This window comes from Photorhabdus sp. RM323S (assembly GCF_042879375.1).
Taxonomy (GTDB): Bacteria; Pseudomonadota; Gammaproteobacteria; order Enterobacterales; family Enterobacteriaceae; genus Photorhabdus; species Photorhabdus tasmaniensis.
In genome coordinates, this window is record NZ_JBHFKZ010000003.1 from 19671 (window position 1) to 40110 (window position 20440).

Consider the following 20440-nt stretch of genomic DNA (forward strand, 5'->3'; position numbering starts at 1 on the left):
TTAATCCTCCCTTGCAATGTCAAGTCCATTGAGCTGTAAACTATTTTTTGCCGTTTCACGCATCATCGTATCGGTATCTTCGCGGGCTATCTGGTGTAACAATTCCAGACATGCAGCACTATCAATCTGCGCCAGACTTTCTATGGCCTCCCAACGAACAAAATTGGCATAATCAGACGTTGCAAGTTTCGCCAGTGCAGCCCTTGCGCCATGATATTTCATCGCTCCCAATAGCCGGACATACAGTTGAATACGTGACGCACTTAAATTAGTGCAAATAGTTTCGATTGGTTGTAAGCTCATACGATCGTAAATCCAACTGATCCACCCTTTGGCACCTGAATGTGCAATGAGTAAAAAAGAGCTATCATGATTATCACAACCGAAATCAAGAATATTCTCGTAAGCATTAAAGCGATATAACTTATTTGGCTCGAAAGTGAAAACGCCTAATGAAGTCAATGCTTCTGGTTGCATAAATGGATCATCATGATTAATTTTGCATTTATAATAAGGAATTTCTATTGCTTCTTGTGATGGATTGATGATGAAAGTATCGAACTCATTGACGTACAGTTTTTCATTATTTGTTTTACCAATAAAGCGAATAAGTAAATTAAAGTTTTTCTGTCGGTGAATATAAATGCTATCTTCAGAGAGAAGTTCATATTTATCAGTGATTTCTTTCTTTTCTAACAGATCATTCAATATCTCGATAATATTATCACGTGATAACCTATTTAAAACCTCACCTATCGACCAGAAATCCCCACCATTACTCTCCATCGTCTTGGAGATTATTTTTTCCAACTGATCTAATTTTAAAATTTCTTCTGTGCTCTGTTCATCAAAATGTAAGTATTTACACTTTCTTGCTTTTGGTAACCCATTTTTTTCATGTAAAGCAGTAAAATAACTATCACGTGAATCACGTAACCAGTCTGACAGAGAGATATTTTTTTCTTCCGCCTCAGAAATAAGATTATCAATGCCTTTTTCAGCGATCAAATGGGCAATACCCTTATTAATGAGCATATTTTCCAAACGGTCTTCTGTTTCTTTATTCACTACAATTCCCATTCCAACTGAATATTGTGGTGTATTTCCAATATGATAATGATGTGGTGGCAGAATAAATATATCACCGGCTTCTATTATCCAGTTATCGGCATAGGGCCGTAGTTTCTCCATATCAAACCGATATCTTATTCCCTCTATTTTTTCAAAAATATCTTTATTAAACAAAGACATTTATTTGGCGTTAGGCCCAAGATGAAAATGCACCACTGAGCTATAAGGATCATCAAGATGGACACCAAACGGTGTGTATCCATAGTTACCAATAAACAGACAAGTTCCTATTAAAGTGTTTCTTTCCCCAAGAATTTTTCGCAAAGGAGCAAAAATTGAAGAAACTGCTTGAGAAATATCATCAGACCAACGTTCAGTATCATTGACAATAACACAGAACCGTTCACCCCCAGTCGCTCGCGATATCCAGCTCTCAAACGTCTCGTTTTCATGAGGATCGGTATAGAGGATAGGATCAATATGCTCCGCACTTAATCTACCCTCTATATACACCCGAAATAAAGATTCCTGAGAAGCTATCATCTCTTTTTTCAAAATATTAAACAGTGAAAATAAAATATCATCAGAAAACAACTCGGGATTAAAAGCTTCTTTTATCAATTTAGCAGGCATAATCACAGGTGAGTTAACCGGATCGTAAGTCTGCTCATCTTCTCTTATCTTATGTATCTGATAATGCTCACAAACCTCATTAAATTTTTTAACGTGTTTAATATAAGCGTTCATATGTGATTCCGCCTTTTGATGATAGCGAAGGAATAAATAGAGAGGTAGATAAAAAAAGAATAGATCAGAATGATGGAATAGCAAGGAGTCATTATATCATCGCTCATTCATATGACAGGCCAAAACATACTGTAAAACAAATAAATTAAAACATAACCCGGATTAAAAAAACAAACTCAAAAATATGATTTTAAAAAAATTTATTGTAATTTAATAATGAGATAATAATTTATTAGAACTAAAATTACAAATAACTAGCTAAAGAATTAGAAGTATTAAATTGATATATAAATGTAATATAGATCACATATTTTATCATTTTTTATATCCTTTTCTCCATTTTTTGCAACCTTTTCTTTTCCGGTGTCAGTTCGGCAAGTGCCTGTGCTGGCATAGCCAGAAATAACATATTCATCAGAAACTGATTGTCCGGCAATGCCAGTTGGCGCTTGATGCAGCTCCTTAATAATATTTTCAAGGCGATCAGCCGCTGCATCAGCATCGTCGTACTCATGATGAGGTGCCGCCATGTTGTTATCGAGTCTGGTTTTCCTATGTAGAGTTTGAATAATGCACCTCAAGTTAACGATTAATAGCATAAAGAATACACATACAATCATTAACCAATGCAAATATAACCGATATTGGCCCCCGAAACCCCACGCCCTGCTGCTCAGAACGAAATCATCTCTGCCGGATTAAGCGTGCTTATCACTCCCAGAACACCCTTAGCCAACGGAATGGCTACCGGAGAGAGATAGGAACCCAGCGGGATACTCGCGTGGTCAATGCGGGTAAGCATGGTAAAGTCGTCGTTGCGTCTGATAAAATCGTCGCTGATCGCTTTGCCAATGCGCACCGTCTGCACCACGCCATGACCACTCCAACCATGCACCATATACACGGGTACGCTGTCGCCGCTCTTGCGGGCATCGGTGGCACCGTTCAGAGTCAGATCACTGATCCCGCCCCAGGAATATTCCAGTTCAGTTTTTTCCAACTGCGGGAACACGGTTCTGATACGTTCAAGCAGATAGTTGTTCACATCACGCGGTGACCAAGAGTTGCCAGTACCCTGTCCACCGAATAGCAGGCGGTTGTTGCGCACCGCACGATAGTAGTCAACCTGTAACTGTGTATCGTAGACCGGCAGATCTGACGGGATCAGCTCTTTGACATCCACTGGCAACGGTGGCGTTACCGCCACGTAGGAGAAAAAAGGCACCGTGGTGGAAGGGCCGGAGATAAACTCACTCGTGGAGACATGCACACCCAGCACCACGGCTTTACTTGCCCTGATAGCCCCCCGCTCAGTTTCTACGATTGTGCCACCAGTATCCTGCCTGATGCCCTTCACTTTCGTGCTGTCATAGATTCGCCCACCTAGTCTGGCGAAACCATAAACCAGGCCCCGCAACAGTGCCAGAGGCTGGACTTGCCCGCCGATACTGTCGATATTTGCTCCATGGTAGATGGCCGAACGCACATACTCTTCCTGCAATTCATGCGGTCCGATAACCTTCATCGCCGTATCTCCCATCTGGCGCCGGGCATCGGCATTCGCCACCAGCGGCCCCATGTGGCCTGCGTGCACCGCAACAGTGATATGACCATATTTGCGGTCACATTCGAAACTGTAACGCTCACGGAGTTCATCCACGAGATTCATCGCTTCAACCGATGCAAAACGCCACAATCGTTTAGCCTCATCGGCCGAAAGTTTTTCCAGCATGGTTTCAGCTTCCCAGCGTGCGAGCCCGGGGGTCATCTGCCCCCCGTTGCGGCCAGAAGCGCCTGAACCAATGTTATCCTTTTCAACCAGAATCACGTCTACGCCCGCTTCAGCAAGATGCAATGCGGTGGAAGCACCCAGCAACCCACCGCCGATGACCACAACCTCGCAGTTCTGGTCTCCAGGCAGGCTTCCAAAAGCTGGCCAGTCAGCCAGAGAAGCTTCATAATAGTTGGCTGGCATGGTGTTAGCAGCAGCGTCTTTATGCCAGCTCCAGATGCGCGGATCCAGCCCCAACCGGCTGGCTCTGTGCTGCGCATCCGCCAACAGTATCGGCCGGAGCTTATCAACATTGACGGCAGGAGCATCGGCCGCGGTTAAGGTTCGAGCAAGCAGGGATAAGTTGGGAAGTACGGATGAAAGCACTCCCACCCCCGCGAGCGTCGCGGCGGTAGAGATAAAGTCTCTTCTATTCATTGTCATTTCAGCACTCCTGTCATGATGAAATCACCCGCTGGCCTGGTCCGGAGCGTTTCCCTGTGAGTGAATCCGGCTCTCTGAGCTGTATTTATTGCTGCCAGAGCTCCCTTTCAGACCGGCGAGAATCAGCAGGATAACGGTGCCGATAAACGGTATGAGATGCAGCAGTAACCACCAAGCGCTACAGTTGATATCGTGCAGGCGGCGAACATTCACTGCTAGCGCGGGCAAAAACGTGAGCAGCAGATAGACAGCGCTGAACCAGCCCATATAAACTTCAGGATTGGCAACGGCAAAGTAGCTTTCAAGGAAAGAGATAATAAATACAGCTAGGATCTGGAACAGAACGAAATACCAAAACTCCTTACGTTTGGCTCGTCCCCTGAAGCCTGCATAGTTCTTTAATACATTTAAATACCAGTGCATTATTGTCCTCTCTTATGAAGCAGCAGGTTCTACCCTGCCGCCCCGCCCCTCGTTACGGTTCAGTCAGGTCGAGCAGCACAGACTCCAGAATGTTGAGCGCTTCGTCAAAAACGTTATTTTGTATGGTTAGCGGTGGAAGGAAACGGATCACGTTGCCGTGTACACCGCATATCAGCAGGATCAGACCACGCTCCAGCGCTTTCTGACGTACCACGCTGGTAATGCAGCCCAACCGGAAACAGAACACGGTAAACGTCGCTAACCAGCGGGCCAAACCCCATTTTGTACGGTGCAACTTTGCCGGTTAATGACATACCGAGGAAGAAGCCTCGCGCTGTGGCCGATCACTGCACAGTGAAATTTGCTAAAAAATACCGTGGCGATGCAGCGCTTTCGCATCCTCTGGTACCGGGGTGATAGCATCCCAAAGTTCAGCCACTTTGCCATTCTCAATTCGCCATAGCTCGAAGTAGCCGTGACGCACTCCGGCAATACTCCCCTCCGAATGGGTTAGAACAAACTGCCCATCGGCTACCGTACGGTGAATTTTGGCGTAATGCAGGCCCTGCCCTTCATTCCTGAGTTGCTTAAGAAACGAAATGACTGCAGCCGTACCATCGGGAATATCGGGGCTGTGCTGGCGAAACAATTCACCATTGGTGTAGTTGCCAAACTCTTCGTAGTGACCCTCGATCAAAGTACGTGTGAAAAAGTTGACCACCAGTTCGCGATTCTTCTCCCGGTCATGACCATGGTCTGTTTCAGTCAGGCCGTCTAACTGAGTCCGGCCACTGGAATTGGGTGCAGCCTGCGGTACCAGGCCGTCCCAGTGCTCTACGATTAAGCCGTCGGCAACCCGGTACAAATCGAAACCGACCAACGGATGGTCGTCTAATCCCGTAAAACGACCGTGGATGGCAACCAGATCACCATCCTGTAGTACACGATACGTTTCGTGGTGCAGTTCAGGATGTGTCCAGACCAGCTCACGCAATCCGGCAAGACCATCTTTGACCAACGGGGAATGTTCGATAAAATGCGGCGCAAAATAACGCTCAAGCGCTCCTACATCACGATCAGTAAACAGCTCGTGGTGCGCACGCGACACCAAGTCGCGTGGAGATCTATTCTGAATCATTACGGATGTCCTGTGTCAGTCGTTGGAACTCATCACATGTTTGATACGCGTATATTCATCGAAGCCATAAGCCGACAGATCTTTACCATATCCGGAGCTCTTGAAGCCGCCGTGCGGTGCCTCTGCCGTAAGAGGAATATGAGTGTTGATCCAGACGGTACCAAAATCGAGTTCACGTGACAGACGCAACGCGCGGCCATGGTCACGGGTCCAGACACTGGAGGCCAATCCGTATTTCACGTCGTTAGCTTTCTCTATGGCATCCTGTTCATCGCAGAACTTCTGCACCGTGATGACCGGACCGAAAATCTCGGTCTGGATTGCTTCATCGTGCTGTTCCAGACCGGTAATTACCGTAGGTTCAAAGTAATAACCCGAACGTTCGGCCTGACGGCCTCCTGTTTCGATACGGGCATGAGCGGGCAGACGCGTAATGAACCCGTTGACCTGCTCCAGCTGACGAACATTATTGAGCGGCCCATACAGCGCCTCTTCATCTTCCGGAGAACCAAAGCGGGTCGCTTTAGCTGCCGCCACCAATTTGGCGACGAAGGTATCGTAAACAGATTCATGCACCAGCACACGCGAGGCTGCCGTACAATCCTGACCCGCATTGAAGTACCCCGCAGTAGCAATGGTCGCCACCGCTTTGTCCATATCTGCATCGGCGAAAACAACCACTGGCGCTTTGCCACCTAGCTCCAAATGCGCTCTGGTAAGATTAGCCGCCGCCGAAGAGGCAACCTGCAAACCTGCACGCACGGAACCTGTGATGGAAACCATAGCTGGCGTTTTGTGTGAAACGACCAGAGCGCCGGCGCTAGCATTACCCAACACCACGTTGAATGCACCGGCCGGGAAGAACGGAGCGGCCAGTTCAGCCAGTAACAGAGTACTTTCCGGCGTGGTATCGCTTGGTTTGAGTACCACAGTATTGCCCGCTGCCAGCGCAGGCGCTATCTTCCATACTGCCATCATCAACGGGTAGTTCCACGGCGTAACTTGACCCACTACGCCCAGTGGTTCACGTCGGATGCTAGTCGTCATATCAGGAAGATATTCAGCAGTCGCTTTGCCTTCCAGAAAACGGGCGGCACCCGCGAAGAAACGGATATGATCCACTGACGTCGCAACTTCCTCAGAGGCAATCAGATGCTTGAGCTGCCCTGTATTGCGGCTTTGGGCTTCGATCAGACGTTCAGCGTTTTTTTCCACTGCATCGGCTAAGGCCAGCAACGCCTGCTGACGTGCTGACGGTGTGCTACGCCCCCAGATTTTGAACGCCTCTTTAGCCGATGCATAAGCTTCATCAACATCTGCTACAGCCGCGTTAGGAGAACGCGCATAGGTTTCGCCAGTGACCGGGCTGACTAGGTCAAAATATTCGGAACCTTTAAATTCAACATACTGACTATTAATGAAATGCCTGAGCGTTGGTACCGCCATGGTTACCTCCTGATAGATTAGATAATATAAAATATAACTTATAATTTGATATATTCAATTGTTACTCTCCTGTTAATTTTGTTGAAACTAAAAAGTGAAAACAAAAGAGTAATTAGATACATAGATATAACTCCCGATACTCCTGTTCAGGAAAATATGCCAATCTGTGAGCAGGATCGAGGATTTTAGATTTTACTAACCGGCTAATATAGCAAACCAACGGATTCAATTTGGTCTGCCGCTTCCGGCTCTGGAAGAAAAGATTCGGCGGACCATTCCTCGGCAGGGTTATTTACAATCGAGCCAATATCAGATATTGCTCAATTTGCAATGTCAATATTAAAGCCCAAAATCTTATTGGAGAAATCACGATGAAAAAGACAATAAAAAACCTATCATTATTCACAGGAATTATACTTGGAAGCTTAACATTATCTCATGCAGCAATTATTCCACCTGGTACACAACTGGCCATTAATCAGGATATTACTCGTCATAATGGTTCAGAACCAGCGTCTCTTGATGTCCATAAAGTTGAAAGTGATGTTGAATTTGATATTATTCATGATTTCTTTAGTGGATTAATTGACACAGGCATTGATGGTAAGTTAAATCCCGATTTAGCAGTCAGTTGGGAAACCAAAGATAATAAAGTCTGGTTATTTCATTTAAGAGAAGGAATAAAGTGGTCTGATGGTTCTCCTATTACTGCTCATGATGTGGTTTTTAGTTGGCGACGTTTGATTGATCCTCACATGGCATCTCCATATGGCAGCTATATTGAAAACATGTATATAGCCAATGCCAAAGATATTCTTGCCGGAAAGAAAAAAGCCGATGAATTAGGAGTCAAAGCACTGGATGATATGACGGTAGAAGTAACATTAGAGCAGCCGTTAGCCTATTTCTTACAGATGGTGGCACATCCGGTTATGGTGCCTATCAGTCAAAAAGCGGTTGAGAAATATGGTGAGAAATGGACTCAGCCGAATGTATTTGTCGGTAGTGGCCCGTTTAAACTGGCTGAATGGATCGTCAATGAGAAAGTCATTGGTATCAGAAATCCACAATATTGGGATAATGCACATACCGTTATTAATAAAGTCACCTATCTTGCCGTCACGTCAGAAACAGCAGTAGTGAACCGTTATTTAGCCGGGGAAATAGATATAACAAAAAACATCCCATCAATTTCATTTAACTCCTTAAAAACTAAATTAGGCAGCCAGGTTCACATTTCACCTAAATTAGGTGTTTATTATTACGAATTTAATACCCAAAAAGCACCTTTTAGTGATATTAGAGTCAGACAGGCATTAAATTTGGCTTTAGATAAAACCATCATTTCAAATAAGGTATTAGGCCAAGGTCAAAAAGCCGCTTATAATAATACCCCGCCGAATACTGGAGGAATGAATTTAAAACAACCTGATTATGCATCATGGACACTGGCGAAAAGAATTGAAAAAGCCAGGAAATTATTGAATGAAGCGGGTTATAACAGAAGTAACCCATTGAAATTTAAACTTCTTTATAATACATCAGAGGATCATAAAAAGATTGCAATAGCCGCCTCCTCAATGTGGAAAAAAAATCTAGGGGTAGATGCTATTTTACAAAATCAAGAATGGAAAACAATGTTAGACACCATGCATCAAAGTAATTTTGATTTGGTGAGACATGCATGGATAGCTGATTACGATAATCCAGCCTCGTTTTTAAATAATTTCGTGACCAACAGCTCTAATAATACATCATTATATAGTAATGATATTTACGATGATCTGATGAAAAAAGCCAAAACAACAAACGATATGAAATATTTCCAACAAGCACAAGATATTCTTACAAGAGATGTACCGTCAATTCCCATTTATTACTATGTTAGTGCCAGACTGGTAAAACCTTATATTGGTGGATATTATATCAACCTGCTTGGTTTTGTATCATCGAAAGATCTTTATATTATCGAACATTAACAGGACAGTATTTAATTTATTGTATCACTTAAATAAACAAAGAGAAGAGAGTGTATTTTTTAATTCTTCTCAACTAAAAACAAAATGGTACGCTCAGTATCATTTTGTTTTATATTTATGCACGCCATCAGGCTGTCGGCGTCCGCCACCTTCTTCGCGTAGCATCCTGGCAATGGCGTGCAACGGTTCCAATTAGATATTTAATCTCAAATTTGAGTCGACTTCCTTAATCAATGAATCTGGCACACCAACTTCAACAGCAAGCTTCCTCCAGGTAGAGACCTTTTCTATGGTTTCATTAATAATTCCGTTGATAATTTCTCTGGTGAACAGTGGGCTGAGTTTTTCCAATGAATGAAAATCTTGCCGAGAAAAGTTGTCTCTTTTACCGTTTAAACTCATCCAGTGATTGTTTACCCACTTACTGCTAGGTTTGTAGCTATAGGCTAAATCATAGGCTGGAGCTAAAGCCCATTTTTCTCCTTTTAATATGAAAGCGAAGTTTTTAGCGTGATCATCATGGTTTCGGGCAACGATATTAAAGCTCATTCTTCTCAGCAACTGTTCAGCATCTTTAGCCGATAGTTTTAGCTGCCTTGCAACACTGAATAGCTCTGCATAGGAGAAGGAACCAGGCTTTTTATAGTCAACATGCGCAAGTCCATTTAATGTTTGAACATGGATTTTTTTATTCCCCAGACGATCAAAACGCGGTGTAATAAAGTGACGCCTGTTACCCTCAGGGAGTAATCGGCAGGGCATCATGTCTATACCGCAGTCTTTTGCCATCAAATGGTATACATATTCCATCGCGCCAAAGCCTAGTGGATCACCAAAGGTTTCCTGGTTTTTGTTGTGCTCGCTGACACCATCAAATTTCACTAGATAGTGAATAAAATTGTCCGGAACTTTAGCCTGACCAGAGCGAACCTGAGAGAAGTCATCATTAAAAGCAAGTACAGCTTTGGGTCTTGCTCCACCAGCACTCATGCCGACAGAAAGCAGTGACATCATAGCCTCGCGATCTTCCTGACCGTCTTTATTCAACTCGACAGCAAATTCACCTCGGGAGTCAAGAATTTCTTGAGCGATCGAAACCAGTGACTCAATCTCAACTTGTTGTGAGGCATTGAGGCTTCTCATTTTGGTAGCAGGTACATATTCAAGAGCACCCATACCCCGTTTCCCAATATATTGAAGTCGCTGTAAAGGTGTAATGTCATTAGGAGACTTACCCTGAGTGGCAACCCATGCATTGAGTACAGCATTACCAAATTCATCCGGTAAAGAGTCTGCAATCAATCCAGGCAACCCTCTGAACGTATTAAAGTCGAGTTCTGGAAAACTGTAGATTCGCTTTGCTAGGGGCATTTTCAACGGAGACAGTTCGATCCCTTTTTTGATAAAGCTGGGATCGTATTCAAATGCGCCCAAGCCTGTACTTGTGTCAAAACTCACTGCCCCCACGTCATGTTGTTTGTAGGTGACACTGATAACTTCCATTACCATTCTGGCGTATCCTCTTCACTATTTTTTCTGTTCTTGGATGCTCGCTGTCGTTTTTTGCCCTGAAGTTTAGCAAGTTGGATTGGTGATATGTTTTGTTTAGGGAGAAAAAGCTCCAGTTGTTCGGTCAAGTTCAACGCGGCCATAATGGCCACAAAGATCTCTAATTGGACTTTGCCTTTTTCAGCATTCAGAACGGTTTTTCTTGTGACGCCTACAAGTTCAGCGATTTCAGCTTGAGTGAGATCATTGTTTAACCGGGCTTGTTTCAAGCGCTCTCCTAATTCTACTGCAATTGCTGAGGCTGATCTTTCAAGAAATCCCATAGTGTTCTCATTTTAGTACATTAAATAGAAAAATAGACATTATGGGTATAAATTAGCGCATTATAGTGTAATTGTCATCTTGTGGTTTAGTGTTGCGAAAAGAGAAAAAATAGATTCATGTAATGACTATCGGTGACCACTTGGACAGTCACCGATATTCGATAATAAAACACAGTTCATTACCAGTCATACCATCATTACTTATCTCTATAAAATTGACTTGTTCAAACATTACACCTCAATAACCGTAGGATTAGAGAGTAATTTCCGTAAATTCCGCATTTCTCTTCCCTGATTAATCGCGACAGCACCCACTAAAACTTCATTTTCTGTACCCAACAAAACGGCTTTATCTGATTGCAAGTCACCTTGAATATGCCATTTCTCAGCCTGCATTTTGCCGACCATCTGGATATTAATGCCCCACTGATCTGTCCAAAACCACGGAGCTCCCGGCGGTGGGGGTTCCAGTCCCATCATTGCATGTGCAGCGATAGTTGCCTGGCGGTTAGCATTTTCCCAAGTTTCACGACGTTGGAGATCCCCTGTTAAAGGCTCTCTTTGAAGGCAAACATCCCCGGCGGCAAAAATATCTGGTTCAGACGTCTGGCAACGGCTGTCAATGACAATACCACCATTAGTAACCAAACCGGCATCAGCAGCGAGCCGGTCCCTGAATTCCGCACCGATACCATAAATAATAATATCTCCGCTCACCCTTTCTCCAGTGTTCAGCATAAGAACTAGTTCATTCCCCTGCCTTTGTGCGGAAACAATATTAATATCAAGGAAGAATTGCACCCCTTTTTCCTGATGACGATTTAAAAGATAATCCTGCAACAACGGAGGTGCGCAACGCCCCATAATGTTATCCGCTTGTTCGATAACCGTCACACTCGCGCCCAGTTCACAGGCAGTTGCCGCCAGTTCCAAACCAATAACACCCCCGCCGACAATCAAAACCCGTTTACCTTTTTTCACCGCCTGACGTAAACGTTGCGCATCATCCAATGTTCTCAGGGTATAAACATTTTCACCCAGTTGATCGAGTAGCGGAAACCGTCTGGCTCTTGCCCCCATAGTGAGCAGGAGTTTGTCATATCTGAGCTTGTCGCCATTTTCCAAAACTACGCCATGTTCCGCAGGAATAATACGATCGACTGGCTGCCCCATCCGCAAATCTATCCGGTTTTTCAGATAGAAATCTTCGGAAAACAGGTATTTAGGTTCCTCTTCCGCGTTCATTAAATACTCTTTTGATAAAGTCGGCCGCTCATAAGGTGCATGATATTCTTTACCAATTAAAATAATATCGCCATCAAACTGTTGCTGCCTTAAGGTTGCGGCAGCCATCGCCCCCGCTTGCCCTGCTCCGACAATAATAAAAATCTGATCTCGCATATTACGCTCCTATCTGGGTCACAGGTTGAGCACTGACCATTGCCATTCCAGCCAGCCATTCCTTGATAGGTTGGTAATAATGTCGTTGGGCTTTATATTCGCCATAAACAGAAAGCGCCGCAAAAGCAGCAATCCAACAGCGGATTTCCTGTCCCCCCTTACCACCCTGAATAGCGATCCCGCCATTCGTCAATGAAGCAAGGCGCTGTATATCGCCACTGCAAAAAATACTCAATAATTCTTCATCCCACTGAGGATTCAACGGAGCTGCAACATTTTCACCACGAGCCAACGATTCTCCAACCGCAATCACCCGGCTTTGCCGTCGTTGACGCGCCTCTTTTGTCGGGTTTCTCCCGGCGATCAGACCTTCTTCTACTTCCGGCGAAGCCTGTCCAATCTGCGATATCGGTGGATCATGTGATAAACCACCAGAACCTAGCAACAATACCCGCTGATCTGTTTTAAACAAGAATCGTCCAATCGCACGACCGAGCGCAACAGTACGGCGGCATGTCGGTAATGGATTGGCGGCACAGTTAATAAAGACTGGGACAGTTGGATAGCGCTGTAAATCCTGGCAAAGCAACATCAATGGTTGAACAAAACCATGATCAGCCTGCATACGCCAGGATTGGGCAACATCAATACCGGTGTCGTACAAAGCAGAAATGAGATCCTTCGCGGTGTTTTCAGGCACATTGAGTGGACCGTTGCCAATATCCCAGTCCCCCACTGCATTCGCTCTGACCCCAACACAAAATGCCGGCATCAGGTCATAAAAAAAACCATTGAAATGGTCAGGTGCGAAAATCACTATCAAGTCTGGATCATATTCTTTCACCTGTTCAGCCAGTTGTTGAAACACCTGCCGAACATGCTTTTCTGTCGTTCCAGGTGGAGAACAAAAATCCATCAAAGGTGTGTGTGAAGTACAAATCAATTTAACGGTCATCTGAATTCCCCTTTTTATCCGGTGACATAATCCCCGCAATGGTCTGGCGAACTCCGCGAATACTTAATCCGGCGTCAGCGGTTATCATGACACCGGTTAAGGTACGGTTGTTTGTACGGGAAGCGAGCATGACATATGGGCCGGTGAAATCTTCCGGCTGAGGCGTGAATTGCAAAGGTAAAACTGCACCAATACTTTCCAGTGGCAGACTGTCTGTGATGCATTTATCCTGTTGGGATAATGTGGCCGGGCCACGAAGATCACTTGGCATTCCACACGGCGCGACACCATTAACTCGGATAACCGGTGCCAGTTCATATGCTAACTGGCGGATCATCCCGACTGCGCCATGTTTGCTGGCGGTATACAACACCCCCCCTCCACCAGAAAACCATGATGAACTCGACAACGTAAAAATCATGCTGCCTTCTGATGCTGTTAGCGCAGGTAATGCCGCTTTGGCCCCCAGAATGTACCCTTTCAGGTTAACACCCATCAGTTCATCAAATCCTTTGTCAATCTGTTCTGCTGACGCATCAAGCAGGCTGGTTTTGTGATCCCAAAGCCCGGCATTACCAACAAAGCAATCCAATTTGCCAAAATATCGGACAGTTTCAGCCACTGCCCGCTCATTGTCTGCAAAAGAGGTGACATTCCCCTGAACAACACAGATATCTTTGCCAAAACAATGGGCCAGAGCTGTCGCTTTTTCCGCCGATAACTCCAATACGCCAACTTTGGCGCCTTCTGCAATAAAACGTTCTACTAAAGCCAAACCTAAACCGGAGCCACCACCTGTTAATAAAATGACTTGATCTTTAATCCAACTCATTATTGTTCCTCCAAAACAGTGATATAAATTTTTCCATCTTCAACAACAACAGGATACGTCTTCAATGGATCTGTTGCAGGAAGACAAAGCGCCTTCCCGGTTCTAAGACAAAAACTGGCCGTATGCAGTGGACACTCAACTGTCGCATTGTCTTCCAGATACCCTTCGGATATAGAGGCATTACCATGACTGCACCTGTCATCAACAGCAAAGAATTCGCCGTTATAGTGAAACAGCGCAATATCCGGTGTGTATTCCACCTTACGCGCTTCTCCATCGGGCAATTCTTCAACAGTACATGCAAATAACTGGCTCATCAGAATAAGACACTCAAGTTATGGAAAGTTAAGACGGCTTGATCCAAGGTAATTTCACGTCTGCAAACCAGCCAGCTACCCGTATTCAGATTGCGGCGAACACAATCCAGCCGTTTACCCACATAAAAAGCTTCATCTTTCTCTTTTTGTGAACGGTACAGCAGATAATTGGACTGAACATGAAATTGGTCTGGCAAATCGGTTTCAGTAATCACCAAGTTTGTCAGTAGATGACGAGTACGGGATGGCGGTTCTTCTGCCCATGCCATACCGGTTTCTAACCGGGCAATCCGGCGTTCAAGCTGAAATTTATTATCATTGAATAACCAAGTGGTTGGAGGCTGGATACTTTTGCGGCGGTCGCGGGTTTGGGCGTTAACAATGGTGCGCATGGTATAACTAAGATCTTCTGATAACAGCTCAAGCCAGTCCCGAAATTTCCAGTCATCCAGTAACGCTATTTCGTAATACAAAAACTGACTTATTTCATAATGCAGCTCTAGCGATACTCGCTTTTCTTGATTGACAATTAACTCTTTCATTTGACCAACTCCTGCTGATAAGCCCGGCTTTTTTCCTCTATCTCATCCCAAGTTTCACTGGTCAGTAAGTCAGCCCAGCGTTGATACATGCCACGAGCGACAGTTTCGGAAAAAACATAGTTGGTCACGCCTGGAATACCATCGTCCCGTACTCTTTCTTGTCCCAGCCTCATTTCCATACACAACGTGCTGTTACGGGCTTTGTAGCCTCTGAGTACCTTCTGGATTTCCACCCAATTTTCTGAATCATCCTGTTCGAGAAAACCTGCCGGACCAAATGCACGGGTTGCACTATTTTCAAAAGCTTCTTTTACCTCTGGTGAAGCCGCTTTGTCTGCAATACAAAATGCCCATACTTCCACTTGGCCTGGTCCACGTGGATGCCACACTCGCATTGTCGCTGTACCGTTAAGCCAGGAAAGTGTCGGGAAAATATTGTTGTGGCCCGCAAGACGCAGTGCCCTGACTTTCCCCAGTCGTTGCTCTGCTTCGGCGTAGGTTTCACGATAGTAATGGGCGACGGCACCATCAACCCAGACGTTGGCATCAGGTTTTTCAGTCAGGAAAAATCCACTACCGTGACCATTTTGAGCAAATTGCACTGCATCTTTTGCTGTTTCCCAAACCGGCCGGGAAGTCTGACCGGCACCTAACGCTTTTTCATTGTCGCCCTCTTTTACAGCCAAGACCTGTACAGCAGAGGCATGGCTAAATAAAGCGTGGTATTGATCGCCAGCAAACTGTTCAGCAGGTAATTTCCAGTTACAGTTGATGATCCACTTTTGTACACCACCGATAACTTCTGTTCCTCCCTCACGACGATCAAGCACGCCATCAAGATACCAGGCCATATCACCAAGATAATCAATCAAGGAGGGCGCTGTCGTATCCCAATTACCGAAAATCAAACCCTTATAACTTTCCACACTCGGAACTTCCTGAAGTCCCCATTTCTCTTTGCAAAGCCCATGTGGATAGGCGCACGATTCCAGTGGAACGTCAACTAATCGCCCATCAACACCGTATGACCAACCGTGATAAGGACAAGTAAACGCACGGGTATTACCACTATCCGCGTAACAAACCCGCATTGAGCGGTGACGACATTGATTTAGAAAGGCTTTAACGGAACCATCTTTCTGCCGGACAACAACAACACTGTCCTCTCCCATATAAGTATTAAAAAAATCTCCCGGACGCGGGATTTGACTGTGATGAGCCAAAAAGAGCCAACAACGACCAAATATTCTTTCGAGTTCTAACTGATAGAGCTCAGGGTCAATATAAATCTGAGGAGTTACACGACCGGCTCGGGCATCAATCAGGCGGTAAATATCTGAGTTTTTGCTCAATGTCATATTATTGATCCTCATGTAAAAGAAAAGTTGACTTTTTGCCAACATGCAAAATTAATGCTATTAATAGATTAATAATTTGTGAAATACATTGTTTGTTTAAATTGAGACTTTTTTTCGATATGTAGAGGAAACGGCAATGGAATTAAGACACTTACGATACTTTATTGCAGTAGCAGAAGAATTAAACTTTACTAAAGCCGCAAAAAAATTGCATACCGCACAACCCTCATTAAGCCAGCAAATAAAAGATTTAGAAGACTATATTGGATCTACATTATTAGAAAGAAATAAACGCAGAGTCTCTTTAACCAAAGCCGGGGAAGTTTTTCTCCAACAGGCTAGGATTATTCTTGATAATGCAGAAAAAGCAAAAAAAATGGCACGCAGAGCAGCACAAGAACAAATTGTGCTTACCATTGGATTTGTCCCATCAGCAGAAGTTAAAGTATTACCTGAAGTGATCCCAGTGTTTCGCCTTTCTCATCCTGAAGCTAAAATAGAACTTATTAGTTTATTTAATCCAGGGCAAGAAGAGAAATTACTACAAGGTGACATTGATGTCGCTTTTATGCGCTCACCAATAAAGAGTGATTATATTGATTTTAAAGTTATTCTTAATGAACCATTGGTAGTGCTAATGCCTGCTAATCATAGGCTAAGATATTGTGAGAAAATTTCAGTCGAAGACTTACATGGTGAAAATTTTATTATTCCTGATCCAGCACAATCCGGCATATTACAACAGACTATAGAAAATTATTTTTCTGAATATAATGTCTCACCAAACATTATTCAAACAGCTAACAATCTGTTATTAATTTTAAACATGGTCAGCCTGAATTTAGGGTGTGCCATAGTGCCATTCTATATTACCAGCATCATGACAGATGCTGTTGTTTGCCGGCCATTATCAGGATATTCACCGACAATAGAGCTAATAATGGCATGGCGAAAAGACAACACATCAGAATTATTATCACATTTAATAGATATTGTTGAAAATAAATATCTATAAAAAGTAAGCATTATCGTTTTTACATTTCAGATTAGACATACTAAGTATTAGTTAATATTGCTCGTTGTCGTTATATTAACATTAAATTAACCCGAAACAAGTAAGGAAAATATTGTTATGTCAACGACAAGCCGTCAACATAAATCTGTACAACCTGAGTTACGATCGCTTTGGTCAGCCATTGCTGGTGGTGAAGTTCATTTACACCATATTGATGTGAAAGGGATAAAAACCCGCGTACTTGAAGCTGGCAGCGGCCCTGAAACCCTGATTTTCTTGCACGGTATTGGTGGTCATCTGGAAGCCTATATGCGTAATGTTCTGCCTCATGCTGCACATTTTCGCGTACTGGCAATTGATATGTTAGGACATGGTTTCACTGATAAACCTGTCCGCTCTTATGAAATTATCGATTATGTAGAACACTTGCGGGATTTTGTCGAAACATTAAATCTGAAGAAAATTCACCTTTCCGGTGAATCTTTAGGTGGATGGGTCGCCGCCCGCTTTGCGGCAAAATATCCGCGATATATTCGCCGTCTGGTGCTGAATACCGCGGGAGGTATGATTGCCGATCCAAATGTGATGGAACGCTTGCGCACTCTGAGCCTGAATGCAGTGAAAAACCCGGATCTGGAAGCCACCCGCAAACGCCTTGAATTCCTGATGGAAGATCCTGCGATGGTGACAGAAGACCTGGTTGAATCCCGTTTTGCAATTTATCGTCAGCCGGATATGTTACCTGCAATGGAAAACATTATATGCCTGCAAGACATGGATACCCGCCTGCGTAATCTTCTGACCGAAGATGAGCTGGCAAAAATTCAGGCCGAAACTCTGGTGCTATGGACAACTCACGATCCAACCGCCGCGGTTTCCGTAGGCCAGCGACTTGCCGGACTTATCAAAAACAGCCGTTTTGTCGTGATGGAAAAATGTGGTCACTGGCCTCAATATGAGGATCCAGACACGTTCAATCGAATTCACATCGATTTTCTGCTAAACGGCAACAAATAATGTTACTTGCAGACGAGTGATATTCCCCCCGGAATATCACTTTTGTCGCCTGATCAGGAGCAACAACCAATGAATAACGTAATAAACTATCTTGGCGAAAAATTGTTTCAATCATGGCGGAATAATCAGGCTATCACCCCGATTTCTGATGAATATCCAAAACTGACATTACACGATGCTTATCTCATCCAGCAAAAAGTTATTGCCCGCCGTCTGGAAACAACCGATGAACGAATTGTCGGTAAGAAAATTGGTATCACCAGCCAGGCAGTGATGGATATATTGGACGTAGATCAGCCAGACTTTGGCATTCTCACCTCAGATATGTATTACGAAAATAATGCTACTGTGCCCATTGAACAGTTAATTGCTCCGAAGGCTGAAGGTGAAATTGGCTTTATCCTGAAACGCAACTTACGTGGTCCTGGTATTACCGCAGAAGATGTACTGCAAGCAACAGATTATGTCGTGCCCTGTATCGAAATTGTCGATTCACGTATCCGTGATTGGAAAATAAAAATCACCGATACCATTGCTGATAATGCCTCTTCAGGATTGTTTGTGATTGGAAATGGAACCCGTCTGCCATCAGAAATTGATTTAGCTGCCGTTACAATGACGCTGGAGAAAAACGGTAAACTAATTGACACGGGCATTGGCGCCGCCGCTCTGGGGCATCCAGCCAACGCCGTTGCTTGGCTGGCGAATATGCTAGGAACGCTGGATACGACGCTACGCCAGGGAGAAATTATTCTCTCAGGTTCCCTTGCTACTATGGTGCCTGTTCATGCCGGTGATCAGTTGAAAATTAACTTACTCGGTTTGGGATCTGCCAAGGTAAGTTTCACCTGAAAAATTAGCGGGCAAGTTGACGATCTTATATAAAAGACAACTGTTTATGGTGGTTAAACAAAATGTACCAGAGAAAGCATAATGCCAAAAACAGCGATTAATTTCCTTATCAACCGCTGAGGATATCAACGGTATATTGGCGATCTTGCACGCCATTTACCGCTGATTTTACTCCCTCAGCACTGAATGAGACTTTTACCTGCATTACGGAAAAGTTAACACATTAGAAAATCGCTAAATATGATAATCAGCACGCCAAAATGATGAAAATAATGGCTAAGACCAACCTCTATTTTTATAAAAGGCGTGGGCTACCGCTAACTTTCCCGCAACTTCTGCGGTATTCACTAATACAGCCATATTAGCTTTCGCCGAGATGCCATCCGTTTCTCGGTCAATCATTCTCATCAGATATTTTGTTAACGAATTACCAACAATATTATTCTTCTTAGCCTCTAATACCGCTTGTTGTATAATCATATCAATCTTTTGACTCTCTATCGCATCCTTGGGCTTGGTTGGCGTCGTAATTAATATTCCTTTTCCTCCCGGCAACATCCAATTTATTTCAATCGCTTTAGCCATTACGGCAGGCTCATCAACACGTTGCGGGCTTTTGAATCCGCTGGAACGGCAATAGAATGCCGGAAAATCATCCGACTGATAGGATATGACTGGCACATTCCATGTCTCCAAAAACTCCAATGTTAATCCAATATCGAGGATATTTTTTGCGCCAGCACATACTACAGCAACACGGGAACGCGTTAACTGAGTCAAGTCTGCTGATATATCCATACTCGTCTCTGCACCTCGATGTACCCCACCAATACCCGCAGAACAGAAGAATTTAATACCCGCTATTTCTGCTGCAAGTATTGACGATGCCACGGTTGTCGCCCCCATACCGCCACTCGCTAACACGACCGGAATATCTCGACTCGTGACCTTTGGCACGTGAGATGCTGTCGCAAATTTCTCAATTTGCTCATCTGACATCCCAATCAAAAATTCCCCCTTATCTATTCCTATCGTTGCGGGTATTGCCCCACTTTCACGAACAGCCCGCTCAACATTCTTAGCTGTTGTGACATTATCCGGGTAATCCAAACCATGGGTAATCACATTGGATTCCAGAGCAACAACAGGCTTTCCTAATTCAAGTGCTTCTTTTACCTCAAGGCTGAACTTAAATGGAACTTTATTGCTAATATTCATGCTATATATACCTTTTAATTTTCTTGATATTATCAACCAAATATAACATTAGAGATAATATATCTATTTATTGAATCTTTCA

20 protein-coding genes and 1 pseudogene are annotated in these 20440 nt (G+C 44.0%); 4 read left to right on the forward strand and 17 right to left on the reverse strand.

Annotated features, from left to right (window positions below; translation table 11 throughout):
* From ACGF7G_RS02115 to ACGF7G_RS02150, 8 genes and pseudogenes are all read right to left on the reverse strand, one after another.
* Complete coding sequence (locus ACGF7G_RS02115; RefSeq protein WP_387463220.1) at positions 1–1251, reverse strand: HEAT repeat domain-containing protein; 1251 nt, start codon at positions 1249–1251, stop codon at positions 1–3.
* The gene (locus tag ACGF7G_RS02120; RefSeq protein ID WP_387463221.1) at positions 1252–1818 is read right to left on the reverse strand and encodes a hypothetical protein; all 567 of its coding nucleotides are present in this window, start codon (positions 1816–1818) and stop codon (positions 1252–1254) included.
* Positions 1819–2093: 275 nt separating this feature from the next.
* A complete protein-coding gene (locus tag ACGF7G_RS02125; protein WP_387463222.1) occupies positions 2094–2348 on the reverse strand; it encodes a hypothetical protein in 255 nt (84 codons plus the stop codon).
* A gap of 143 nt (positions 2349–2491) precedes the next feature.
* Positions 2492–4033, reverse strand: coding sequence for an FAD-dependent oxidoreductase (locus ACGF7G_RS02130; protein WP_387463223.1), 1542 nt, complete (start codon positions 4031–4033; stop codon positions 2492–2494).
* Between the two features lie 24 nt (positions 4034–4057).
* Complete coding sequence (locus ACGF7G_RS02135) at positions 4058–4456, reverse strand: DUF805 domain-containing protein (protein WP_387463224.1); 399 nt, start codon at positions 4454–4456, stop codon at positions 4058–4060.
* A gap of 52 nt (positions 4457–4508) precedes the next feature.
* Positions 4509–4667, reverse strand: a pseudogene (locus ACGF7G_RS02140) (4-aminobutyrate--2-oxoglutarate transaminase); the annotation flags it as partial.
* Between the two features lie 153 nt (positions 4668–4820).
* Positions 4821–5564 carry a nuclear transport factor 2 family protein gene (locus ACGF7G_RS02145; protein ID WP_387463226.1) on the reverse strand — a complete coding sequence of 248 codons (744 nt, stop codon included), beginning with the start codon at positions 5562–5564 and terminating at the stop codon, positions 4821–4823.
* 45 nt (positions 5565–5609) lie between these two features.
* A complete protein-coding gene (locus ACGF7G_RS02150) occupies positions 5610–7040 on the reverse strand; it encodes a gamma-aminobutyraldehyde dehydrogenase (protein WP_387463228.1) in 1431 nt (476 codons plus the stop codon).
* Between the two features lie 371 nt (positions 7041–7411).
* On the opposite strand from ACGF7G_RS02150, the gene ACGF7G_RS02155 reads away from it, so the two are divergent.
* On the forward strand, positions 7412–9019 hold the full coding sequence (locus ACGF7G_RS02155; protein ID WP_387463230.1) for an ABC transporter substrate-binding protein: 1608 nt from the start codon (positions 7412–7414) through the stop codon (positions 9017–9019).
* Between the two features lie 192 nt (positions 9020–9211).
* Here the strand turns inward: ACGF7G_RS02155 and ACGF7G_RS02160 are convergent, their stop codons facing one another.
* The 8 genes from ACGF7G_RS02160 to hcaE all read right to left on the reverse strand — a co-directional run bounded on the left by ACGF7G_RS02160 (position 9212) and on the right by hcaE (position 16256).
* Positions 9212–10528: a type II toxin-antitoxin system HipA family toxin gene (locus ACGF7G_RS02160; RefSeq protein WP_387463232.1), complete on the reverse strand. Its 1317-nt coding sequence runs from the start codon at positions 10526–10528 to the stop codon at positions 9212–9214.
* On the reverse strand, positions 10522–10851 hold the full coding sequence (locus ACGF7G_RS02165) for a helix-turn-helix transcriptional regulator (protein ID WP_387463234.1): 330 nt from the start codon (positions 10849–10851) through the stop codon (positions 10522–10524). The genes ACGF7G_RS02160 and ACGF7G_RS02165 overlap by 7 nt, the downstream gene beginning before the upstream one ends.
* Before the next feature lie 231 nt (positions 10852–11082).
* A complete protein-coding gene (gene hcaD, locus ACGF7G_RS02170; RefSeq protein WP_387463236.1) occupies positions 11083–12252 on the reverse strand; it encodes a phenylpropionate dioxygenase ferredoxin reductase subunit in 1170 nt (389 codons plus the stop codon).
* Position 12253: 1 nt separating this feature from the next.
* Entirely contained in the window at positions 12254–13207 is a 954-nt protein-coding gene (locus ACGF7G_RS02175; protein WP_387463238.1) for a 3-carboxyethylcatechol 2,3-dioxygenase, read from the reverse strand.
* Positions 13197–14039: a 3-phenylpropionate-dihydrodiol/cinnamic acid-dihydrodiol dehydrogenase gene (hcaB, locus tag ACGF7G_RS02180; protein ID WP_387463240.1), complete on the reverse strand. Its 843-nt coding sequence runs from the start codon at positions 14037–14039 to the stop codon at positions 13197–13199. The genes ACGF7G_RS02175 and hcaB overlap by 11 nt, the downstream gene beginning before the upstream one ends.
* On the reverse strand, positions 14039–14356 hold the full coding sequence (gene hcaC, locus ACGF7G_RS02185) for a 3-phenylpropionate/cinnamic acid dioxygenase ferredoxin subunit (protein WP_387463242.1): 318 nt from the start codon (positions 14354–14356) through the stop codon (positions 14039–14041). The genes hcaB and hcaC overlap by 1 nt, the downstream gene beginning before the upstream one ends.
* Positions 14356–14898: a 3-phenylpropionate/cinnamic acid dioxygenase subunit beta gene (hcaF, locus tag ACGF7G_RS02190; RefSeq protein ID WP_387463244.1), complete on the reverse strand. Its 543-nt coding sequence runs from the start codon at positions 14896–14898 to the stop codon at positions 14356–14358. The genes hcaC and hcaF overlap by 1 nt, the downstream gene beginning before the upstream one ends.
* Positions 14895–16256: a 3-phenylpropionate/cinnamic acid dioxygenase subunit alpha gene (hcaE, locus tag ACGF7G_RS02195; RefSeq protein ID WP_387463246.1), complete on the reverse strand. Its 1362-nt coding sequence runs from the start codon at positions 16254–16256 to the stop codon at positions 14895–14897. Before hcaE ends, hcaF begins: the two co-directional genes overlap by 4 nt.
* 136 nt (positions 16257–16392) lie before the next feature.
* On the opposite strand from hcaE, the gene hcaR reads away from it, so the two are divergent.
* From hcaR to ACGF7G_RS02210, 3 genes are all read left to right on the forward strand, one after another.
* Positions 16393–17271: a DNA-binding transcriptional regulator HcaR gene (gene hcaR, locus ACGF7G_RS02200; protein WP_133813090.1), complete on the forward strand. Its 879-nt coding sequence runs from the start codon at positions 16393–16395 to the stop codon at positions 17269–17271.
* Between the two features lie 117 nt (positions 17272–17388).
* The gene (locus ACGF7G_RS02205; RefSeq protein WP_387463249.1) at positions 17389–18288 is read left to right on the forward strand and encodes an alpha/beta fold hydrolase; all 900 of its coding nucleotides are present in this window, start codon (positions 17389–17391) and stop codon (positions 18286–18288) included.
* Between the two features lie 69 nt (positions 18289–18357).
* Positions 18358–19140 carry a fumarylacetoacetate hydrolase family protein gene (locus ACGF7G_RS02210; protein WP_387463251.1) on the forward strand — a complete coding sequence of 261 codons (783 nt, stop codon included), beginning with the start codon at positions 18358–18360 and terminating at the stop codon, positions 19138–19140.
* A gap of 276 nt (positions 19141–19416) precedes the next feature.
* Here ACGF7G_RS02210 and ACGF7G_RS02215 read toward each other — a convergent pair whose 3' ends face one another.
* Entirely contained in the window at positions 19417–20358 is a 942-nt protein-coding gene (locus tag ACGF7G_RS02215) for a pseudouridine-5'-phosphate glycosidase (protein ID WP_387463253.1), read from the reverse strand.
* Positions 20359–20440: the final 82 nt, after the last annotated feature.